This is a genomic window from Paenibacillus sp. GL_099_B (genome assembly GCF_057835695.1).
On sequence record NZ_CM174430.1, the window covers coordinates 6575369 to 6592968 of the forward strand.

The window sequence follows — 17600 nt, forward strand, 5'->3', positions numbered from 1 at the left end:
ACGGTTGGTTCAAATTAAATTGGTATTCATTCTTATACCAGATACTCAATTAAAATCGTTTTGTCCGCCTGTTGCAGCGGAATGCTCAGTCGGTCACCGTTCTTCAGTTCAACGCCTGAGCTTGCATCAACGGCACGGCCGGATTTCTCCAGCGTTCCGCCTGCGGTGTTGCGGATTATAATTCGATCCCCATTGCTGGGCGTAAATACATACTTCTCAGTTTCCTTCAATTCAGGGTCCAGCTGTAACAGCTGGTGCAGATGGAATCTACCCCGGAAGGATGCCAGCTTTTTATATTGCGGGTACGACTTGTCCCCCGTATTCTCATCGCGAATTTCGACAACCATCTGTCCGACAAATCCACGGTTTTTGCGTTTCAGCCAGCCTAGCAGGAACCAGACACCCACAGCTACCACGATCAAGGCGATCATGCCCAAAATAACAGGCATCCATGGAAACGGCTTGTCCTGCTCGCCCGCAGGTGTCGTTGGCTGAGTTCCGCTACCGGCTGCTCCGCCCGCATTGATCGTAATTGGAGCACTTTCCCGGTAGAAGCTGTCTTCTTCTGCACGGATAACAAGCTCGTAGTTATGTTTGTCCGGCACTTCGAACGTTCCGGTGAACCCGGTACCCGTGTTTTCGAGCGGCTGTTCTGTGCTTTTGCCTGTATCCTGATCGTTTACGACCAATGTCGCCTTCATATCGGCATACAGATCATTATCCTGCAGAGGCTGCCCTCCATTCTCCAGCTTGGCGGTCAGATCCACTTTGTCGCCCTTCGTATAGGACTTGGTCTTAATTGGGTCCACAACGAGCTGGAGATCATAGTTGAACAACAGGTTGATATCGATGCTGTCTTTCGGAGCCCCTTTTACCCGAAGTTTCCAGTCGCCTCCCTGAGGCTTGAGCAGCTTCACCAAGGAATAACTCTTGGAAGTGGAAAGCTTGGCTACGTCAGAGTTTAGATCTACGGCCTTGCCTGAAGGATCGGTTAATTCAATCTGGACTTGTTTTGAAGACATAATCGAGATGTTGGCTTCAAGTACACTGTCGTTCGGTACGTTCACGGTAACTTCCTGATAACTGCCGTTTCCTGTAATGGAGGGCAGCTTCACGACATTCAGTTTGGCATGATCGGCGAAAATCTCACTCAGAATCTGCGGCAGATCATCCGGTGTATCTGTGATAAAGGATTTACCTCCGGTCTGCTGAGCCAGATCTGCAAGTGCGTCCTTGTTCAGTTTGCCGTCTGCGTTCAGTCCAATCGTATAGACGGGAATACCCTGATCCTGTGCTTCTTTGACGGCCTTTGCCAAATCCGCATCGGATTGAGACTGGGTGCGACCTTTGGTTTTGTTAAAATCGTTGTTGCCATCAGCCAGCAGCACGATCATTGGTGAGTGAGATGCGTCTGCCCCATGGTTCAGCACATTCACTGCTTCAGCCACTCCGACAGAGATATCGGTATATGGCCCTCGGCCGAGCTGATCAATAAAATCTTTCAGGCTGCTCTTGTCCGCATCGGACTGAATCTCCAGCAATGCCTTTTCCCGCTCCACCTGATCGGTGTAAGCGACAATCCCTACCTTGTCCCCCTGGACCGGCAGCATATCAATAAACATTTTCATGGCTTCATTGCTGATCTTGTCACGGTCACTTGTATTCATTGAATTACTTACATCGGCTACAAGTACCGCATCGATTCCGCTTGTCTGTGCCTGAGCCGCTGCAGCATGTGGCAGCAACGCCTGAGGTAGCAGCAGCGTTAGAAATGCCAGCAGAACCAGAGTTCCGCTGAGCCAGCGTATTTTGCTTGTCCGCAGCATTGGGTGTACTCCTTCACGTTTGAGATTAAAATGGGAATAGTTTATTATAGGCGTCAAGCCTTAAGGAAATCTTAACAGTCTACTAATAAATTCTGAAAAGCACCCCTATCTTCAGTTACAGTTTTGTAATGACTGACAAAAATCGACGAATTCATGTCAGTAGCTGGCACAAAAGTTCCAACTATGGAAATATGATATAGTTATTGCCAGCAAACTGCAATATAACGACGCTTGATCAGTAAACATTATAACTACGCATATTTTAACTATGCCTAGAAAGGAACGGATTATGGTTACATACGGATGCCTCGCCATATTGTTTCTTTTTGTCATTATAAAGGTGATTGCGTTCCTGCTTCATCGGCGCAAACCCGTTTCAAGGGAAGATGCCGATCGAACCCTCTACACTATTCTGAATGGCGAGCGTGATTGAGCATGAGCAATAAACAAGTTGTATCCATCAAACCTTTTATAAGAACAACGCATGCATTTCAAAAGTTGCGTGTCTGCAAGCGGTGTGGCCAGTATACCTGCCTGTGGGAAGATCACTGTACTGCCTGTGGACGCGGCACCCTTGCCACAGTGGAAGAACGCTCCTCTTCCCGCGTCAAACGCCGGATTGCACGCGACTTGTTCATTACGGTAATCCTTGGTGCAGTTGCTACCTATTTGGGTGAAACCATAGACCAAACGATGGCGGCGGCCAGTGTCTCCCTGCTACTTCTGGCTGGATTGATCTTCATGCAAAAGCGATCCTTCCAAGTGGAACAGCAGCGTGAACTTAAACGCATGCTGCGTCAGGATGAAGAAGCGATTCGCCAAGGCATTAACCGGAATTGGGCTCTTGTCGCAGAAGCACGCAAGCAGGATGAAGCGCTAGCCTATGAAATGCTCAGGGAGATCGGTTCACTCGTCTATAACGACCGGATTCGTCTGCAGCAGGTTGCGCTGCTGCAATCCTTCGTGCTGCGCAGTGATATGGACCTGCAGCTCAAACCGCTGCTGCTGCACAGCTTCGAGCGGCTGCTTGCTGAATATATCGGTGAAATCGCACGGCTGAAGCCCGAATTGGTCCGTGAAGATGCGATCCGGTATATCGCCACGTACGAAGTGAATATTTTGCAGCTGCACAACGGGATTCAGATTCTGACGGCTGTAGCCGCCGCTGCTGTACGCAAGAGTAAATATATTGAGTTGTTCCCAAGTCTTATTACCCGCTACGCGCGCTTTATGCCCAAAGATCGGTTTATGAGACTCTATCGAACTCTGGAGCTCTATCCTGGTAAGGCACGCGGTGGTCTGGCGGAGTCGGTTGGTCGGGTGTATAACGAGAAATATCGGGATTCGTACGCAGATGTTCATGTGTAGAGTTGATGTATATGGACTCGAAATGTAAATTAGTGCAAACTCAATCCCTGTATATAGACGAACCAAAATTCGTTTACCCCTGCATGCATACTGGATTCACACGTGACATTGTATAGTTTTTATCATATAAGCTTCGACGAAAAAACACCCCATCCTTAGGTCTAGGATGAGGTGTTTTGATATTTGGAAAATGTATGGCGTTCTTCCAGACTACTTGCCATAGGTTTTATCGTTATTACCGCCCGCGACGAGAATCGCGGCGGTCGCTCTTGGCTGGCCCACGTCCTGCGGAGTCCGGTCGGCGTGAACCTTCACTGCTGCGCCCGGAGCTGCGACCTGCACCACGCCCGCCTTGACCCGCTGCACCGCGACTGCTGTCGCTGCTGCGCGCGGAACCACGGCCTGCGCTGCGCTCGTCGCCACTGCGGCCGCCACTACGACCACCGCTGCGTCCACCTTCGCCGCCACGGGAACCACCACGACCACCACGTCCGCCTTCGCTGCGGCCGGTACGACCTGCGCCGCGACGAGCACTGCCTGTCCCAGCGGAGCGTCCGCCAGAACGTTCTTCATCATCCTGACTGTTGATGGAACGTCTATTTGCTCCAGTTGATGCTACCGGACCTTCACTTGTCCACTGGATACGGGACAGCTTCTGATTGGTGCCTTCCTCAATACGAGCAAGCTCCGGTCTGTCATGCTGTGTTGCAAATGTCACGGCAAGGCCCGTGCCGCCAGCACGACCCGTACGGCCGATCCGGTGGATATAGCTTTCCGCATCATGTGGCATATCGTAGTTGAATACATGCGTTACGCCTTCAACATCCAGTCCGCGTGCCGCAACATCCGTAGCAACGAGGATTTGCAATTTTGCGTCGCGGAATGCTTTCATTACGTTCTCACGCTTGGATTGAGACAAATCACCATGAAGTTCATCGCTCGCATAACCTGCTTCACGCAGATCTTCATTCAGCTTGGATGCACGGCGCTTGGTCCGGCAGAAAACAATCGCCAGGTACGGGCGATACGTATCAATCATGCCGCGAAGTGCCTCAAGTTTGCCACGATCCGTACACTCCAGCACCTGCTGGCGAATCTGATTGATCGGAATCACAGACTTGGAGGATACCTTCACATCCTCCGGGTCTTTCATGTAGTTCTTCGCCAGGTTGCGAATGCCCTTCGGCATCGTTGCCGAGAACAGCATCGTCTGACGTTTGTGTGGCAGCTCACTAAGAATGGTCTCTACATCATCCAGGAAGCCCATGTGCAGCATTTGGTCGGCTTCATCCAACACGAGTTTCTTAACATTATCCAGCTTCAACGTGCCACGACGCAGATGGTCCAGGAGACGTCCCGGCGTACCAATCACGATCTGTGTTCCGTTTTGCAGTTTGCGGAGCTGTTTGTCCACATCTTGTCCGCCGTATACCGCGAGAACATGCAGTTTATCGTCGTTTGCAGTCAGCTTCTTCGCTTCTTCCGTAATTTGCAGCGCCAGCTCCCGCGTAGGGGCAATAATCAGTGCTTGCGGCGAGCGGTCGGATACGTTAATTTTCTGAATAATCGGCAGCAAAAAAGCCAGCGTTTTCCCTGTACCTGTCTGTGCCTCAGCAATAATATCGCGGCCACCCAGCAATACCGGAATCGAACGTTCCTGTACCGGAGTTGGCACGGCGATGCCCTGATGTTTCAGGATCTCGCACCATTCCGGGCGAATGCCCAGTTGTTCAAAGTTTGCCAATCGTTACACCTCTGTATATTCATTTAGATAAGTCCATTTCATAATTGCTTTCACTTGGCTTCAATCAAGACTAGTTTTCCGTATATCAATCATGATTATGAAATGAATTTTTTAAAAAGCAATCGGTCCGTTGCTCTTCTTCTCCATACCCTGTAGTTTACACGTTAGTCAAGCAAAACAAAAGGGGATCAGGCGTTACTTTCCTGCATTTGTCCACAAATGTCCCGGATCGTTGTATTTAAAGCGTTAACGAATCATACAGACCTTATACCGCAGTCATGGAAACCTGTGAAATTGTGACGAACTTCAGCCACGCTATAGACCCAAACTAATTAAGCTTTTTGCTGACCTATACAAAAAAGGGCCGTCCCTGTCATGATCCCTCATGACTTGCAGGACAGCACCTTTATCGTCTATAAATGTTATTCATTTGGATTCAGCTATAGCTATTAAATTACGAACTGTGCCCTTGCACCGTAGCAAATCCACTTTTTTCAAGCAAACGAGAGCTTTCCTCGTTCAGTCCGCGCAGATGTACCGTTTTGCCCAGCTTCGCATATTTGAACTTCACTTTACCAATGGCAACAACCGCCGTGTTATCCCAAATATGTGATCCCCCAAAATCAATCGTGATTTCCTGCGGATCAGCCTCAGCATTGAACTCATCGACGAAGCGGGAAGATGAACCGAAGAAAAACGGTCCGTGCACACGATACACCTTCTGCCCCTGCTCCTCATTTGCCTGCACACGAATCTTGGTCTGTTTCCAACCAAAATGAAGCACACTAAGCACAACGCCGACCATCACACCGATGGACAGATCGTGGGTATACACTACAATTGCAACCGTGATGATCATGACAATGGCTTCCGCCCGTGGCACACGCGCAATGTTCTTGATGGAACTCCAGTCAAACGTACCGATGCACACCATAAACATCACACCTACGAGTGCACCCATCGGCACCTCTTTCACCACACCACTGAGCAATAACAACAATATGGCCAGAAAAGCCCCAGCCGTAAATGTCGATAAACGACCCCGGCCACCAGACTTCACATTAATAACCGACTGTCCAATCATCGCGCAGCCACCCATGCCACCGAAAAGGCCATTAACAAAGTTGGCAATCCCCTGACCACGTACTTCACGGTTTTTGCTGCTCTTGGTCTCGGTCATTTCATCCACAATCGTTGCTGTCAGCAAAGATTCCAGCAAACCTACCAGAGCCATCGTGAACGAATAAGGCAGCAGAATCATTAGCGTATTGAGGGACCAGTCGATATTCGGCAGATGGAACATGGGCAGGGTACTTGTGAGATTCCCCATATCACCTACGGTTTTGACATCCAGATGTAATAGAGCCGTAATGATCGTCATGATTACAATAGCAATCAGTGGAGCCGGAACACTTTTGAAAAACCGTGGCAAAATATAAATGATCGCCAGCGTACCCGCCACCATCGCATACATGATCCAGTTAGCGCCCGTGAAATGGGTAAGCTGCGCCATAAAGATGAGAATCGCCAATGCGTTCACAAACCCGGTCAGTACCGAATGAGGCACAAATGTAATAAACCGACCAACCTTGAAAATCCCCAGAATAAACTGAATAATACCTGTCAGAATTGTAGCGGCAAACAGATATTCCACGCCATAATCCTTGACGAGCCCTACCATCAGTACCGCCATAGCACCCGTTGCTGCCGAGATCATGCCCGGTCTTCCGCCCGCAATCGAGATCACGATGGCAATTGTAATTGAAGCATACAATCCAACCATCGGATCGACACCCGCAATGATCGAGAAGGCAATGGCTTCCGGAATAAGCGCCAGCGCTACCGTAATACCTGCCAGCACATCTCCGCGAATGTTACCAAACCATTGTTGTTTTAAAGTATTCATATCGTCCTTTGCCGGTCCTCCTACGTATTTAAACTCAAATTTGTCTTATCGCCTGAATGGCAATGGAAGGGTTCGTGACTGACCAACTACAACAGACAACAACACAAAACAGCGGAATAACCTCCCGCAAAAATGTGCCTGTATAAGTTGAAAACATGTTGGATTGACTATAATCCGAATAAGTTATCCGATATCATGTCTGAACATGTCTCATCCGTTCCAGTGTGCACCTATTATTTACACTACAACATTCAGGTGTCTTGCTTTCGAGGCATCGTGAGCCAATCACAATTTCTCTAGGTTTTCCCCTCTCAGAAAAACCGGGTCCGTTAATGTACTGACCTATTATTATAGTCCCAGTGTCTCTTCTACACGAACAGAGTATGTATCCGTAATTGCTATATTATCTTGTATTATCTCTTATTTATGTAAAATAACTCAGTTATGCTCTGTTTATCTTGTTTAAGTATCACTAATCCATGCCCAAACCAAAAAAGCCGCTAATGCTCCCCTGCCAGGAAACGTTAACGACTCTCTTGATTACGCCTATACTAGAATCTCCCCGATTTAAATATCGAATAGAGCAGGAAGGCCACCATCAGAATTGCTACCAGAAAACCGATCTCAATGACCGGAATATCCCACAGCATGGTTGACTGGTGACTGATCGAAGAACCGATGATCAATCCAACCATAATGATACAAAATGCGAGCAATACAATACTGAAAGACAGCCGATTACTGATCTGGTCCATTCTGCGCATGAGCGCATCCAGTTCAGGGACACTGATCTCCAGCCTCAGCTTGCCTTTGCTGATGATCGATGAGATCTGTCTCAGCTGTCCCGGAAGACCCATGACACTCTCAGCCATATCCGCCGCACTGCGAAACAGACGATTCTTGATCCTCCCAGGATTGAAGCGTTCCTTGATCAGCTTTCGACCAAAGGGTTCTGCCATGTCCACAATACTCAAGGAAGGATCGAGATGTTCGATGACACCTTCCATAGTGAGTAGCGATTTCCCGAGCAGCAGAATGTCGGCAGGCATTACGACCCGATGTCGCTGGGCCACGCCGAACAGATCATTCAATGCTTGACCCACGCTGATTTTGGAAAAGGGAATATCGTAGTATTTGCTGCGCAGCTTGTCCAGATCGCTATGAAGTCCACGCAGATCCATATCATCTGGCATCATGCCCAGCTTCTCAATCGCCCGGATCATGCTGTCCGTATCTTTGCGCATTAATCCGATAATGAGCGAAGCCAGATGCTGCTTCATTTCATCACTCAAACTGCCCACCATGCCGAAGTCGATAAAGGCCAGCCTGCCATCCTTCAATACCATCAGATTGCCTGGATGTGGATCGGCGTGAAAGAATCCATGAATGAAGATTTGATTCAACAACGAATCCACCAGTCGCTGCGCAATGTTATTCAGATCATGCCCACGGTTAATCAACTCGTCACGGTCATTAAGCTTGATGCCCTCGATGTACTCCATCGTAAGCACACGTGAAGACGTTTGATCCCAGTAGATCACCGGTATTTTCACTTTGTTATCCTGCTGATATTGCTGTGCGATCTTTTCCGTATTACGGCCCTCGACCGTATAATCCAGCTCGGCCATCAGTGCCTGAGCGTACTCTTCTACCATTTGCGGAATCTGATATTGCTTCACCCAATCCCAGCGTTTCTCCGCCATGGATGTCAATTCTCGCAAAATATCCAGGTCGCGCTGAACGATACGCGATATGCCAGGACGCTGGATCTTAATAGCTACGGCCTCACCGCTTCGGAGCTTGCCCAGATGCACCTGTCCAATACTAGCCGCAGCCACAGGGGTATCCTCGAACCGGGAAAAGATCTCCTCCAGCGGTGTATCCAATTCCTGTTCCAAAATACCCCGTGCCGTCTCCGAGGAAAACGGCGGTACCTGATCCTGCAGCTTCACCAATTCCCGGATCACAGACTCAGGCAACAAGTCTGCCCTTGTGCTTGCCAATTGCCCCAGCTTGACGAAAGCCGGCCCCAGCTCCTGCAGCACGAGTCTTATGCGTTCACTCAGCGTCTTGGTGGTGTGGGCTTCACGCGACATCCACCGCCGGGGTATAGCCAGCAACTGGAACAAGCCCAGCTCTTCGACCATATAACCGAAGCCATGACGCACCAGCGCCATGGCAATTTCCCGGTATCTGCCGACATGTTTGATTCGCACAGCCATCTACTCGATCTCGTTTCCTTTGAGAGGAGGAACTTCAAGTGGAGCTGGGGATACATCAGGTTGAAGCTGTGGTGTGTGACCCAGATCCGCAAGCTTTTTCTCAAGGACGGCAACACGCTGTTCCAAACTGGTTACATCACTCTCGGATGGAACGCCCACTTCCTGAAGGACGCGCTTGACCTGTTCGTGAATCACTCTTTTGAACTGGCCCTGCTCTTCATCGCCCCGTTCCATCAGGCGTTCGACCAACGCTTTGGATTCACCAGGCGCCAGTTCCCCGCGCTTGACCAGATCATCCACGGTTTTCTCAATTTTCTCCTTGCTTACAACAGTAAGACCGAGCCCTAACGAGATTGCCTTTTTGAACAAATCGCTCATTCTTGTCGTCCTCCTCTTCGTTGATCTCTTTAGTATACCCCTAATCAGCTGCTCACAAAAGAAACGGTCCGGCTATACGTAGCGCGCAGCCCATTTTCCTGCCTGCAGAATTAACTGACGATAGGTTTCATGTGCAAAAGAAGGTACGTGATGTCCTGGCATCAGGTAAACAATACGTCCAATACCATATCTATGCGCCCAAGCTGCGGGCTTCGGCCCTTCTTCAGATTGATACTCAAGCAGAACTTTCGTTTCGGCAAACGAACCGAACTCGAACAGATAAGGCTCTTCTTCCATCGTAAATCCCGAAATGCCTTCAGTCACCGGATGACTCTCTGCCGTTACTGTGAACTCCAGTGGTGCATAAGGTGGATGATGCAGGAATTTGGCACCGATCATCTGCTTCAGTTCATAACGATTTTGGAGCGAAATTCCGTTATGTATAATGACCAGCCCACCTCCATTACTAACATAGGACAATAAGCCTGCTGTCTGCTGTGGAGAGACTTTCCCCTTCCAATCGTCCATGTAACAAATACACACATCAAATCCAGTTATATTTTCTTGCAGTAGCATGTTGCGATTCTCACTGCACTGCACAGTCATAGTATCGTGAAAAATCCGACTAATTTCCGCATCCACACCTTGCAGTGGATGCCAGTCTGGATGAGTATAATCACCAAGTAACAACGCTTTTTTACGATGATCCATCAATAAAAACTCCTTTCAAATTACCTATAACAGAATTACCAAGGAAGTACATCCCCCTTGTAATCTACATACGCGGGCTGATCTCCCATGAACTCCTTATGGCGATCGATGAGTGCTGTGATATGCTGAGCCGATTGATCTGGCGTAAGGTCCGCAGCGGTATTCAATTCCCCGCTCATATAACTCTGTACCCAGCCGGGATGTATCAGCATCACTTGCCCACCCTCATTCTTCAGACCATTATGCACAAGGCGGGCCTGCATGTTTAACGCAGATTTGGACATGCAATAGGCAAACCATCCATCTCGGCTGCACTGCTCAATACTGCCTGCCTCCGAAGATATATCGACAATTAGCTTGTTTGTCCCTTGAAGAAGGAGGGGCAACAGGGCATGTGTCACACGCAATGTCCCCAAGGTATTTACGTTGAATACTTCTACCATCTCCGCCATATTTAACGGTCCGAGGATATGATCCGTAATACTTCCTAGTATAGCCGCATTATTGATAAGCATATCTAAATGCTCTGTATCCAGCTTAAGTGTCTCCGTGAACAAAGCTACGGACAAATCATCCGCAATGTCCAGTTCGATGGCGCGTAAATGTTTCGGATAGGCATCCGTCAGAAGACGAATCCCTTCGGACTCTTCCATGTCCAACCCTGCTGCATAAACGATATAACCTCTCTTCAGCATTTGTGCTGTCAGAGCCAACCCCAGTCCCCGGGCCGCCCCGGTTACACATACGGTTTTCATCATGCTGTCCCTCCCTCACAAGCTTAATCTGTCTTTAATTCATTCCACATTATTATCCAAAAACCTTTAATTATGAATGGGTACAACTAACTTCACGACCAAAGTCTCAGGTGAATTCCCTTGAATCAGAGTCGTTCAGCTTATAGAGAATGCAAAAAAAGTTCTGACCCATATATCGGATCAGAACCGAGTACGACTTGGCATCATAAATACGTTTCATTCAACGCATCCATATGGGTCCAGATGGGTTCATATATTACTGCAGAAGATGAGCCTTATCCGCAGATCGAGCAGCGTAATAACGCCCCAGTTCAACGATTAGCGCTCCCATCTTCTCATCCTCCGGGACCACGAGCGCCTCAATACCTTCTTCACGCATCGCGTTTGCCGTAACCCTGCCCACCGAAGCAGGCACCACGCCTTGACGGAAGGCTTCCTGCATGGATTCGAGCTTGCCCCTTGACGCCGCGTATTCAACCAAAAACCGTACTTGCGGTCCACTTGTAAACGCGACAGCATGCACCTCATGCAGCAAAATTTCATTCAACAACTGTTCTAGTTCACCCTCTTCGGGCGGGACGTGACGATAAGGAAGTACCTGACGTACTTGAGCCCCTTGTTCTTCCAGCCACCCGACCAACTTGGGCGCAGTTTCCCCGTGCAGTTGCAACATTACCTTCTGTCCCTTAAGTTCATGAGGCGCAAATTCACGAATCAGCCCGTCTGTGCTGCCATCATCATCCCGCACCAGCGGGGTCAGTTTACGTTTTCGGAGTGCATTGACTGTTTTGTACCCTCTTGCTGCAATCAAGGATTCCGATAATACGTCCAGCAATTGATCAGCAATCTCCATATCCTCAGCCATATCAAAAATAGCGTCCAATCCCATACCCGTGGTTAATACCGTCCAGTCTGGCGGGTCGGATATCCAGGATACCAGACCATCCCGAATATTACGATCGTCCAGAAAAACAGTGCCCTGTGCAGGTCGGACTAGTGGAATCCCGCCCATTTTCTCAACCAGCAAGGACATCTCTTTGGATTTTCGTGGTCCTGTCAATGCTACACGTATACCTGCCAAATGTTGAGCCATCCATGTTCCCCCCGTTAATTCAGCCGAATCTCATCAGTCTGACTACAGTATACAGGGTACTTCTATGGAGGGAAACCGAGTTTCCCCTCTTTTCGGCGGTTCATCTATAACGATTTTTGATGGGATATATCAGGAAGGCTGCAATTCTCCACCCTGATGACCTTCACGTTTCCCTTTGTCAGGTTCATCTTGTTCCTGTGATGCTTTCCCTTGTTTATCCTCTTTTGGTTGTTGCTTTTGCTTTTGGTTATCCGTTGCCCGTCGATCATTCGTGCTTTTTTTGTGGGGACGAAGGAACACGAAAAGTATGATGGGAAACAGCACCTCGAACACAATCGCAATCCATGTCCATTCCCGTGTAAAGCGAAAAAGTTGGATCGCATTTTTGAAAAACCAGAAACCGCAGACATATCCGACCAAAGCAACCGGCCCCGTCATGATCTTACCTGAGACTTTCGGTATCATTCGTTTCAGTCCCCAACAGACAAAGTACAGATCAAATGCAATTTTTGTAATCATCATAGGAAGGGTTGCCGCTGCTAGTGCAAGGTCAAACCGATCAAGGAAATCACTGATTTGCAGTTGCCTTGCAAGCTCGTAGGAGGGATATACCAGTCTAGATGCGATTGGTACCCCCACCGCCAAGATGGTTTCGATGATAATCAGCATCATTACCAGGGCTGCAATCGTAATCCCCCACATGACCGACTTGAATCGGAAATCACTGCCTTTGATTACAAAAGGGATTGCAATCATCTCTCCAAAAAAGGAAAATATGTACCAGCTTCCCTTGCCAACACCAGCAACATCGATGTCAAAATACGGCTTGAGATTGTCCATGTTTATTTGCTGAATGAGCATAACCGGCACAATCAACGAATTCAGCAGAAACAAAGTAACATACAGTTCGGACATCCCTATTAAGGACCCCAACCCTCCCCTTACGATAAAAACAGCCATGACCAACAGGGTCAATACAACTATGGAAATGGGGGTCGTCTCCAGTAAGGTAATACTTACATAGTCACCGATTAGCCGGATATCACGGGCAAATATGAAGAGAAAAAACAAAATATACAACATGCCTGTCACACGACCCAAAAAGGGGAAACGCTCCACCAGAGATTCAAACAGATCCTGCTTGGGGAACCGTCGCTGAACACGGCTTAGCATCCATAGTGATGCTACCATGACAAGAAACACAGGGATATAGGATAAATAGGCGTGCTGTTCAGCATAAAAAATAGCTTGTGCATGGGGCTGCATCATCGTACCTGTAATACTGAGCAGAATGATGAGCAGTACCAACTGACGACTGGTCACTCCCTGATTCATGGAATACCTCCTTTCTGTCTTATCTTTCTTGCTTCGAGATTCGTTGAAACAAGCCTTACGGTAACGGTAGCCAACGCTGAATCAATTGGGTAAGCCATGTCGTGACGAAGACTGTTTTGCTCAAATTCGTTACATAGAACCAAATCCCGGCGCTGATAGCAATCAGTCCGTAGGATAACCAGCGATTAATGGCCGCTGCCTGCTTCAAATGTTTGAAGTCCATGATAATTACGGCAACGACTATACCCAAATAAGTGAACAGCAGCGGCTTAATCATGGACAATATCCCCCTCTTGTAATCCAATCGGTTTAATGATAACCCCTACATTTTCAATAATGATGTGTGGTTCAACGATTACCTTTACATCCGGATAAATATCATCCCACCGATCCTTTATTTTTTTCCATTCCTGGGGGAGTTGCTGATGAATGGAACGACCCAGACCCAAAATGTCCGCAGGATATTGTTTTTGAATCAGCCTGATACCTTCCTTAATATCATCTTCAATTTTCTGGTGAAGGGCCTGAGTAAGGCTCTTCATTTCCTGGGCTCGCAAATCACCATAATTGGATTCGTTATCTATCATGACTCCCTTCGCATACAACTCGATCGTCACCGTGACTCTCCCGTTTTCAACATGAGGGTGCAAAGATGAGTTATTCTCGTTCAATTTAATGAACACATCACCTTTTCCACGCGGAACCTTTACCATCACTTCCGGCTCATTGGCTTCACCCATAGCCAATATAAGTGCATCAGCGGGATCCTTTTCAATCATGCCTATCAGTTTGTCCTTCTTAAAGATAGCGATTCCATCTAACTTGATGTTCGTCTTGACGTCCTTCCAATTGCCCGGCACATTCGTAACGGTCGAGGCGACAGGAAGAAATGGATCTACCCCTTCGGAAAGAATCGCATCCGTGAATGTCTTGAGCGTACGTGGCCTGCGCATATTCAGGAAGCACAATTCGCGCACCATTTCCGAGGGAAATTTTTCAATTGGTGCATCAGTATCCAGCACCTTATAAGCAGGCCCTTTGGTAACAACCGGTAATGCAGATAAACGGTTAAGCGGGTAACGCGTATATAAATCCAGCATGGGGGCAACGCCATAGCGGGCAAGGTCCTCTCCGATCAGTATGGCACGCCGATGGGCATAATAAAGTTCACGAGAAAGTGCCTTTTGACCCTCAATAGACGTTCCGCGCAAGGTTTTGGCTGTATTGGACAACATGAACCAGGATTTGTCTCCGCTTGTGCCTCCACCGCCACCCTCACTCCCGGAGGAACCGGACTGACCGGGGAGAGCAATTTGCAAACTGGATCTGTAATTGTTCTCCTCCTTATCGATCGCGAGACCAATGACAAAAGCGATATCATTAATTTCCTTCCGATCCCAGCAACCTGATATGAAAATAGTACATAGGAGCATGATGGCGACAACATGCCGTTTATGAATAAGGAACATGTGCTTACCACCCCTCCTCAGCTTCAGGTGAACCATTGATTTTCTCATTCATCCGCTTCTGATCACGATGAACCGTTGAAGGACGATTGATCATTTTCCACCACGGTGCACGAATAACAATATCCTTGGTATCCGTCTTGCTATAGGGGCTGAGACCTGACAGATAAGGTACTCCAAAAGAAGTCATTTGCGTGAGATGTACCGAGATCAGCACCAGTCCGAACACAATGCCATACAAGCCAAGCGCCCCGGCAAGCATCATAATGGGAAATCGCAGTAAACGAACCGTAATGGCAAAGTTAAAACGAGGGATTGTAAACGACGCAATCCCTGTCATTGATACGATAATAACCATGGGAGCGGAAACGATCCCCGCCTGAACGGCTGCCTGCCCAATCACAAGTGCCCCCAGAATACTGACGGCCTGACCTACCGTTTTGGGTAACCTGACCCCCGCTTCTCGCAAAGCCTCGAACGACAGCTCCATAATGAGGGCTTCAACCAGCGCAGGGAATGGAATGGCCTCCCTTGCCCCGGCAATACTCAGGATCAGCGTGGTTGGCAACATATCCTGATGGAACGTTGTAATCGCTATATAAAGCGCAGGTAGGAATAGCGCGATGGCAACAAACAGAAATCGAATCCACCGCACCAGATTACTGATAAAGAACCGTTCGTAATAATCCTCACTCGCCTGAAGCATCTGCCACATGGTTACTGGGGCTATAAGGACAAACGGGCTGCCATCCACAAAGATGGCAAATCGCCCTTCCAGCAAGTTACCTGCAACTGTATCTGGACGTTCGGTATAATGCATCTGCGGAAAAGGGGAATACGGATGATCCTCTATTAATTCCTCAATATACCCGGACTCAAGAATCCCATCGATCTTAATCTTGTTGAGGCGTTTTTTGACATCCTTAATCAGCTTGGGGTCGGCAATATCATCGATGTAGGACAGGACTATATTGGTTTTGGTCTCGGTTCCAATCGTCATGCTTAACATCTTAAGCCCAGGTGTTTTCAGCTTGAAACGAAGCAGAGCTGTGTTCACGCGCAATGTTTCGGTGAAGCCTTCGCGTGGCCCGCGGATAACCGACTCGGTCTGGGGTTCCTCGACGCCGCGCCGCATGCCGCCCTTGACGTTGAATAGCCAAGCCTCCTTGCTTCCGTTGATCAACAGCAGCGCAGAGGATTCCAGCACACCATCCGCTGCGTCTGCCCAGGTATCCACTTTCTTCACCTGCGTCAAGGCGATACGTGTATCATCCAGAGGAGCCGCAGGTTCATCAGTTCGTTGCTCGACTAGACCACGAATCAGAGGACGAAGCATATGATCTTGAATATCCGTCGAATTCACGATGCCCTCGATGTACACCAGCAGTCCTTCTACTTCAGTTGAAATCTTGACATTGCGGAAGATCACATCTGAACAATCCGAGAATATATCTTCCAGTGCCAACATATGGCTTTCATTTGAAAGGCCTATCGGTTGTCTCAAAATGGGGGGAGACGGCAGCCCTAAGGGGATGTGTTTCTTCTTTTCTGAATCCCCGGAACCATCTTTCCCTGATGTTTTGTCCGCCATATGTCGCCCTCCGTTCCTGTTTTTTATACAAGGTAGCTTGTGCCAGATCACACGGAATTATGTGGTCTTTTTGTAAAAATTCCAATGGCTTCTTCAATTCAGGCAACAAAAAAAGGCCTCTGTATGGATAACAGAGACCTGTGGGGCCTAATTAAAAGTTTGAATCAATCTTCATTCACTTAATTGATGCTCTTGTCCACTTCTTTAATCATTTCTTGAATGGATTCCAAACCACCACCGGACAAGTACCAGTAATCCGGGTCCAGATAAACAATGTGTCCGTCTTTATAGGCATTCGTATTTTTGACCAAATCGTTCTCGATCACCTGTTTGGCTGGAGTTGCCTCACCACTGCCTGCAACTACCGCACTCCGATCTACCACGAATAGATAATCCGGATTTTTCTCCATAACATATTCGAAAGAAACGCTCTGACCATGGGTGGACACTTCAATATTTGCATCTGCGGGAGTAAAACCGAACACATCATGTATGATACCAAATCGGGAACCTGCACCATAAGCGCTCAATTTACCTTCGTTCGTCAGAACAACCAGTGCATTCTTTCCAGCAGCCGTTACTTTATCTTTTAAAGTTTTAACAGAGGTATCAATTGATGCCAGTGCCGCTTCTGCTTCTTTTTCTTTACCAAAGATCTCTCCAAGCGTCTTCACATTTGAAGTCATAGAGTTCATATAATCTTCTGTATCTACCGCCATATAAATGGTCGGTGAAATCTTGCTCAGCTCTTCATATGAGTCTTGCAGTCGTCCTGAGATGATAATCAGGTCAGGCTTCATGGCATTTACTTTCTCAAAATCAGCCTCTTTTAAACCGCCAACATTGGTGTACTTTGCATCGTTATACTTTTCCAGATAAGAGGGAACTCCCTCCTGAGGTACACCGGCAACCTCTACCCCAAGCTGATCCAATGAATCCAGCACACCATAGTCGAACACAACCACTTTTTCCGGATTCTTCTTCACTGTTGTTTCACCAAGTTTATGTTTAATGACGATTTCATCATTGGACTGATCTGCTGCTGCATTCGCTTCTGATCCTGTGCCACTGCTGGCACCTGTATTTTCTGCTGTCTTACTTCCACCGCAAGCTGCCAGAACAACGGACAACACCACAAGCAACGTAAACAACCAACCCTTTTTCATTAATAGACACCTCTCGCTCTCTCTATATTTGTTTTACTT

14 protein-coding genes are annotated in these 17600 nt (G+C 48.0%); 1 reads left to right on the forward strand and 13 read right to left on the reverse strand.

Going from position 1 to position 17600, the window contains the following annotated elements:
- Nucleotides 1–32: 32 nt before the first annotated feature.
- Entirely contained in the window at nt 33–1826 is a 1794-nt protein-coding gene (locus AC3ITG_RS29920; RefSeq protein WP_489252189.1) for a vWA domain-containing protein, read from the reverse strand.
- A gap of 435 nt (nt 1827–2261) precedes the next feature.
- Between AC3ITG_RS29920 and AC3ITG_RS29925 the strand changes: the two genes are divergently transcribed.
- The gene (locus AC3ITG_RS29925; RefSeq protein WP_489252190.1) at nt 2262–3194 is read left to right on the forward strand and encodes a hypothetical protein; all 933 of its coding nucleotides are present in this window, start codon (nt 2262–2264) and stop codon (nt 3192–3194) included.
- A 235-nt stretch (nt 3195–3429) separates the two neighbouring features.
- Here AC3ITG_RS29925 and AC3ITG_RS29930 read toward each other — a convergent pair whose 3' ends face one another.
- From AC3ITG_RS29930 to AC3ITG_RS29985, 12 genes are all read right to left on the reverse strand, one after another.
- Nucleotides 3430–4938 carry a DEAD/DEAH box helicase gene (locus AC3ITG_RS29930; RefSeq protein ID WP_489252191.1) on the reverse strand — a complete coding sequence of 503 codons (1509 nt, stop codon included), beginning with the start codon at nt 4936–4938 and terminating at the stop codon, nt 3430–3432.
- 454 nt (nt 4939–5392) lie between these two features.
- Nucleotides 5393–6844, reverse strand: a complete 1452-nt coding sequence (locus tag AC3ITG_RS29935) for a SulP family inorganic anion transporter (protein ID WP_489252192.1) — start codon at nt 6842–6844, stop codon at nt 5393–5395.
- Between the two features lie 551 nt (nt 6845–7395).
- Nucleotides 7396–9066, reverse strand: coding sequence for an ABC1 kinase family protein (locus tag AC3ITG_RS29940; protein ID WP_489252193.1), 1671 nt, complete (start codon nt 9064–9066; stop codon nt 7396–7398).
- The gene (locus tag AC3ITG_RS29945) at nt 9067–9444 is read right to left on the reverse strand and encodes a phasin family protein (RefSeq protein ID WP_413374242.1); all 378 of its coding nucleotides are present in this window, start codon (nt 9442–9444) and stop codon (nt 9067–9069) included.
- A gap of 72 nt (nt 9445–9516) precedes the next feature.
- Nucleotides 9517–10155: a ThuA domain-containing protein gene (locus AC3ITG_RS29950; protein WP_413374241.1), complete on the reverse strand. Its 639-nt coding sequence runs from the start codon at nt 10153–10155 to the stop codon at nt 9517–9519.
- A 35-nt stretch (nt 10156–10190) separates the two neighbouring features.
- The gene (locus AC3ITG_RS29955) at nt 10191–10913 is read right to left on the reverse strand and encodes an SDR family oxidoreductase (protein WP_489252194.1); all 723 of its coding nucleotides are present in this window, start codon (nt 10911–10913) and stop codon (nt 10191–10193) included.
- 253 nt (nt 10914–11166) lie between these two features.
- Entirely contained in the window at nt 11167–12003 is an 837-nt protein-coding gene (locus AC3ITG_RS29960) for a uroporphyrinogen-III synthase (RefSeq protein ID WP_489252195.1), read from the reverse strand.
- Nucleotides 12004–12132: 129 nt separating this feature from the next.
- Nucleotides 12133–13338, reverse strand: coding sequence for a GerAB/ArcD/ProY family transporter (locus tag AC3ITG_RS29965; RefSeq protein ID WP_413374237.1), 1206 nt, complete (start codon nt 13336–13338; stop codon nt 12133–12135).
- Nucleotides 13339–13393: 55 nt separating this feature from the next.
- Nucleotides 13394–13615: a hypothetical protein gene (locus AC3ITG_RS29970; protein WP_413374236.1), complete on the reverse strand. Its 222-nt coding sequence runs from the start codon at nt 13613–13615 to the stop codon at nt 13394–13396.
- Nucleotides 13608–14807: a Ger(x)C family spore germination protein gene (locus AC3ITG_RS29975; protein ID WP_489252196.1), complete on the reverse strand. Its 1200-nt coding sequence runs from the start codon at nt 14805–14807 to the stop codon at nt 13608–13610. Before AC3ITG_RS29975 ends, AC3ITG_RS29970 begins: the two co-directional genes overlap by 8 nt.
- Nucleotides 14808–14811: 4 nt before the next feature.
- Entirely contained in the window at nt 14812–16272 is a 1461-nt protein-coding gene (locus AC3ITG_RS29980) for a spore germination protein (RefSeq protein WP_413379881.1), read from the reverse strand.
- Between the two features lie 302 nt (nt 16273–16574).
- Nucleotides 16575–17561: a siderophore ABC transporter substrate-binding protein gene (locus AC3ITG_RS29985; protein WP_489252197.1), complete on the reverse strand. Its 987-nt coding sequence runs from the start codon at nt 17559–17561 to the stop codon at nt 16575–16577.
- Between the last annotated feature and the right edge of the window lie 39 nt (nt 17562–17600).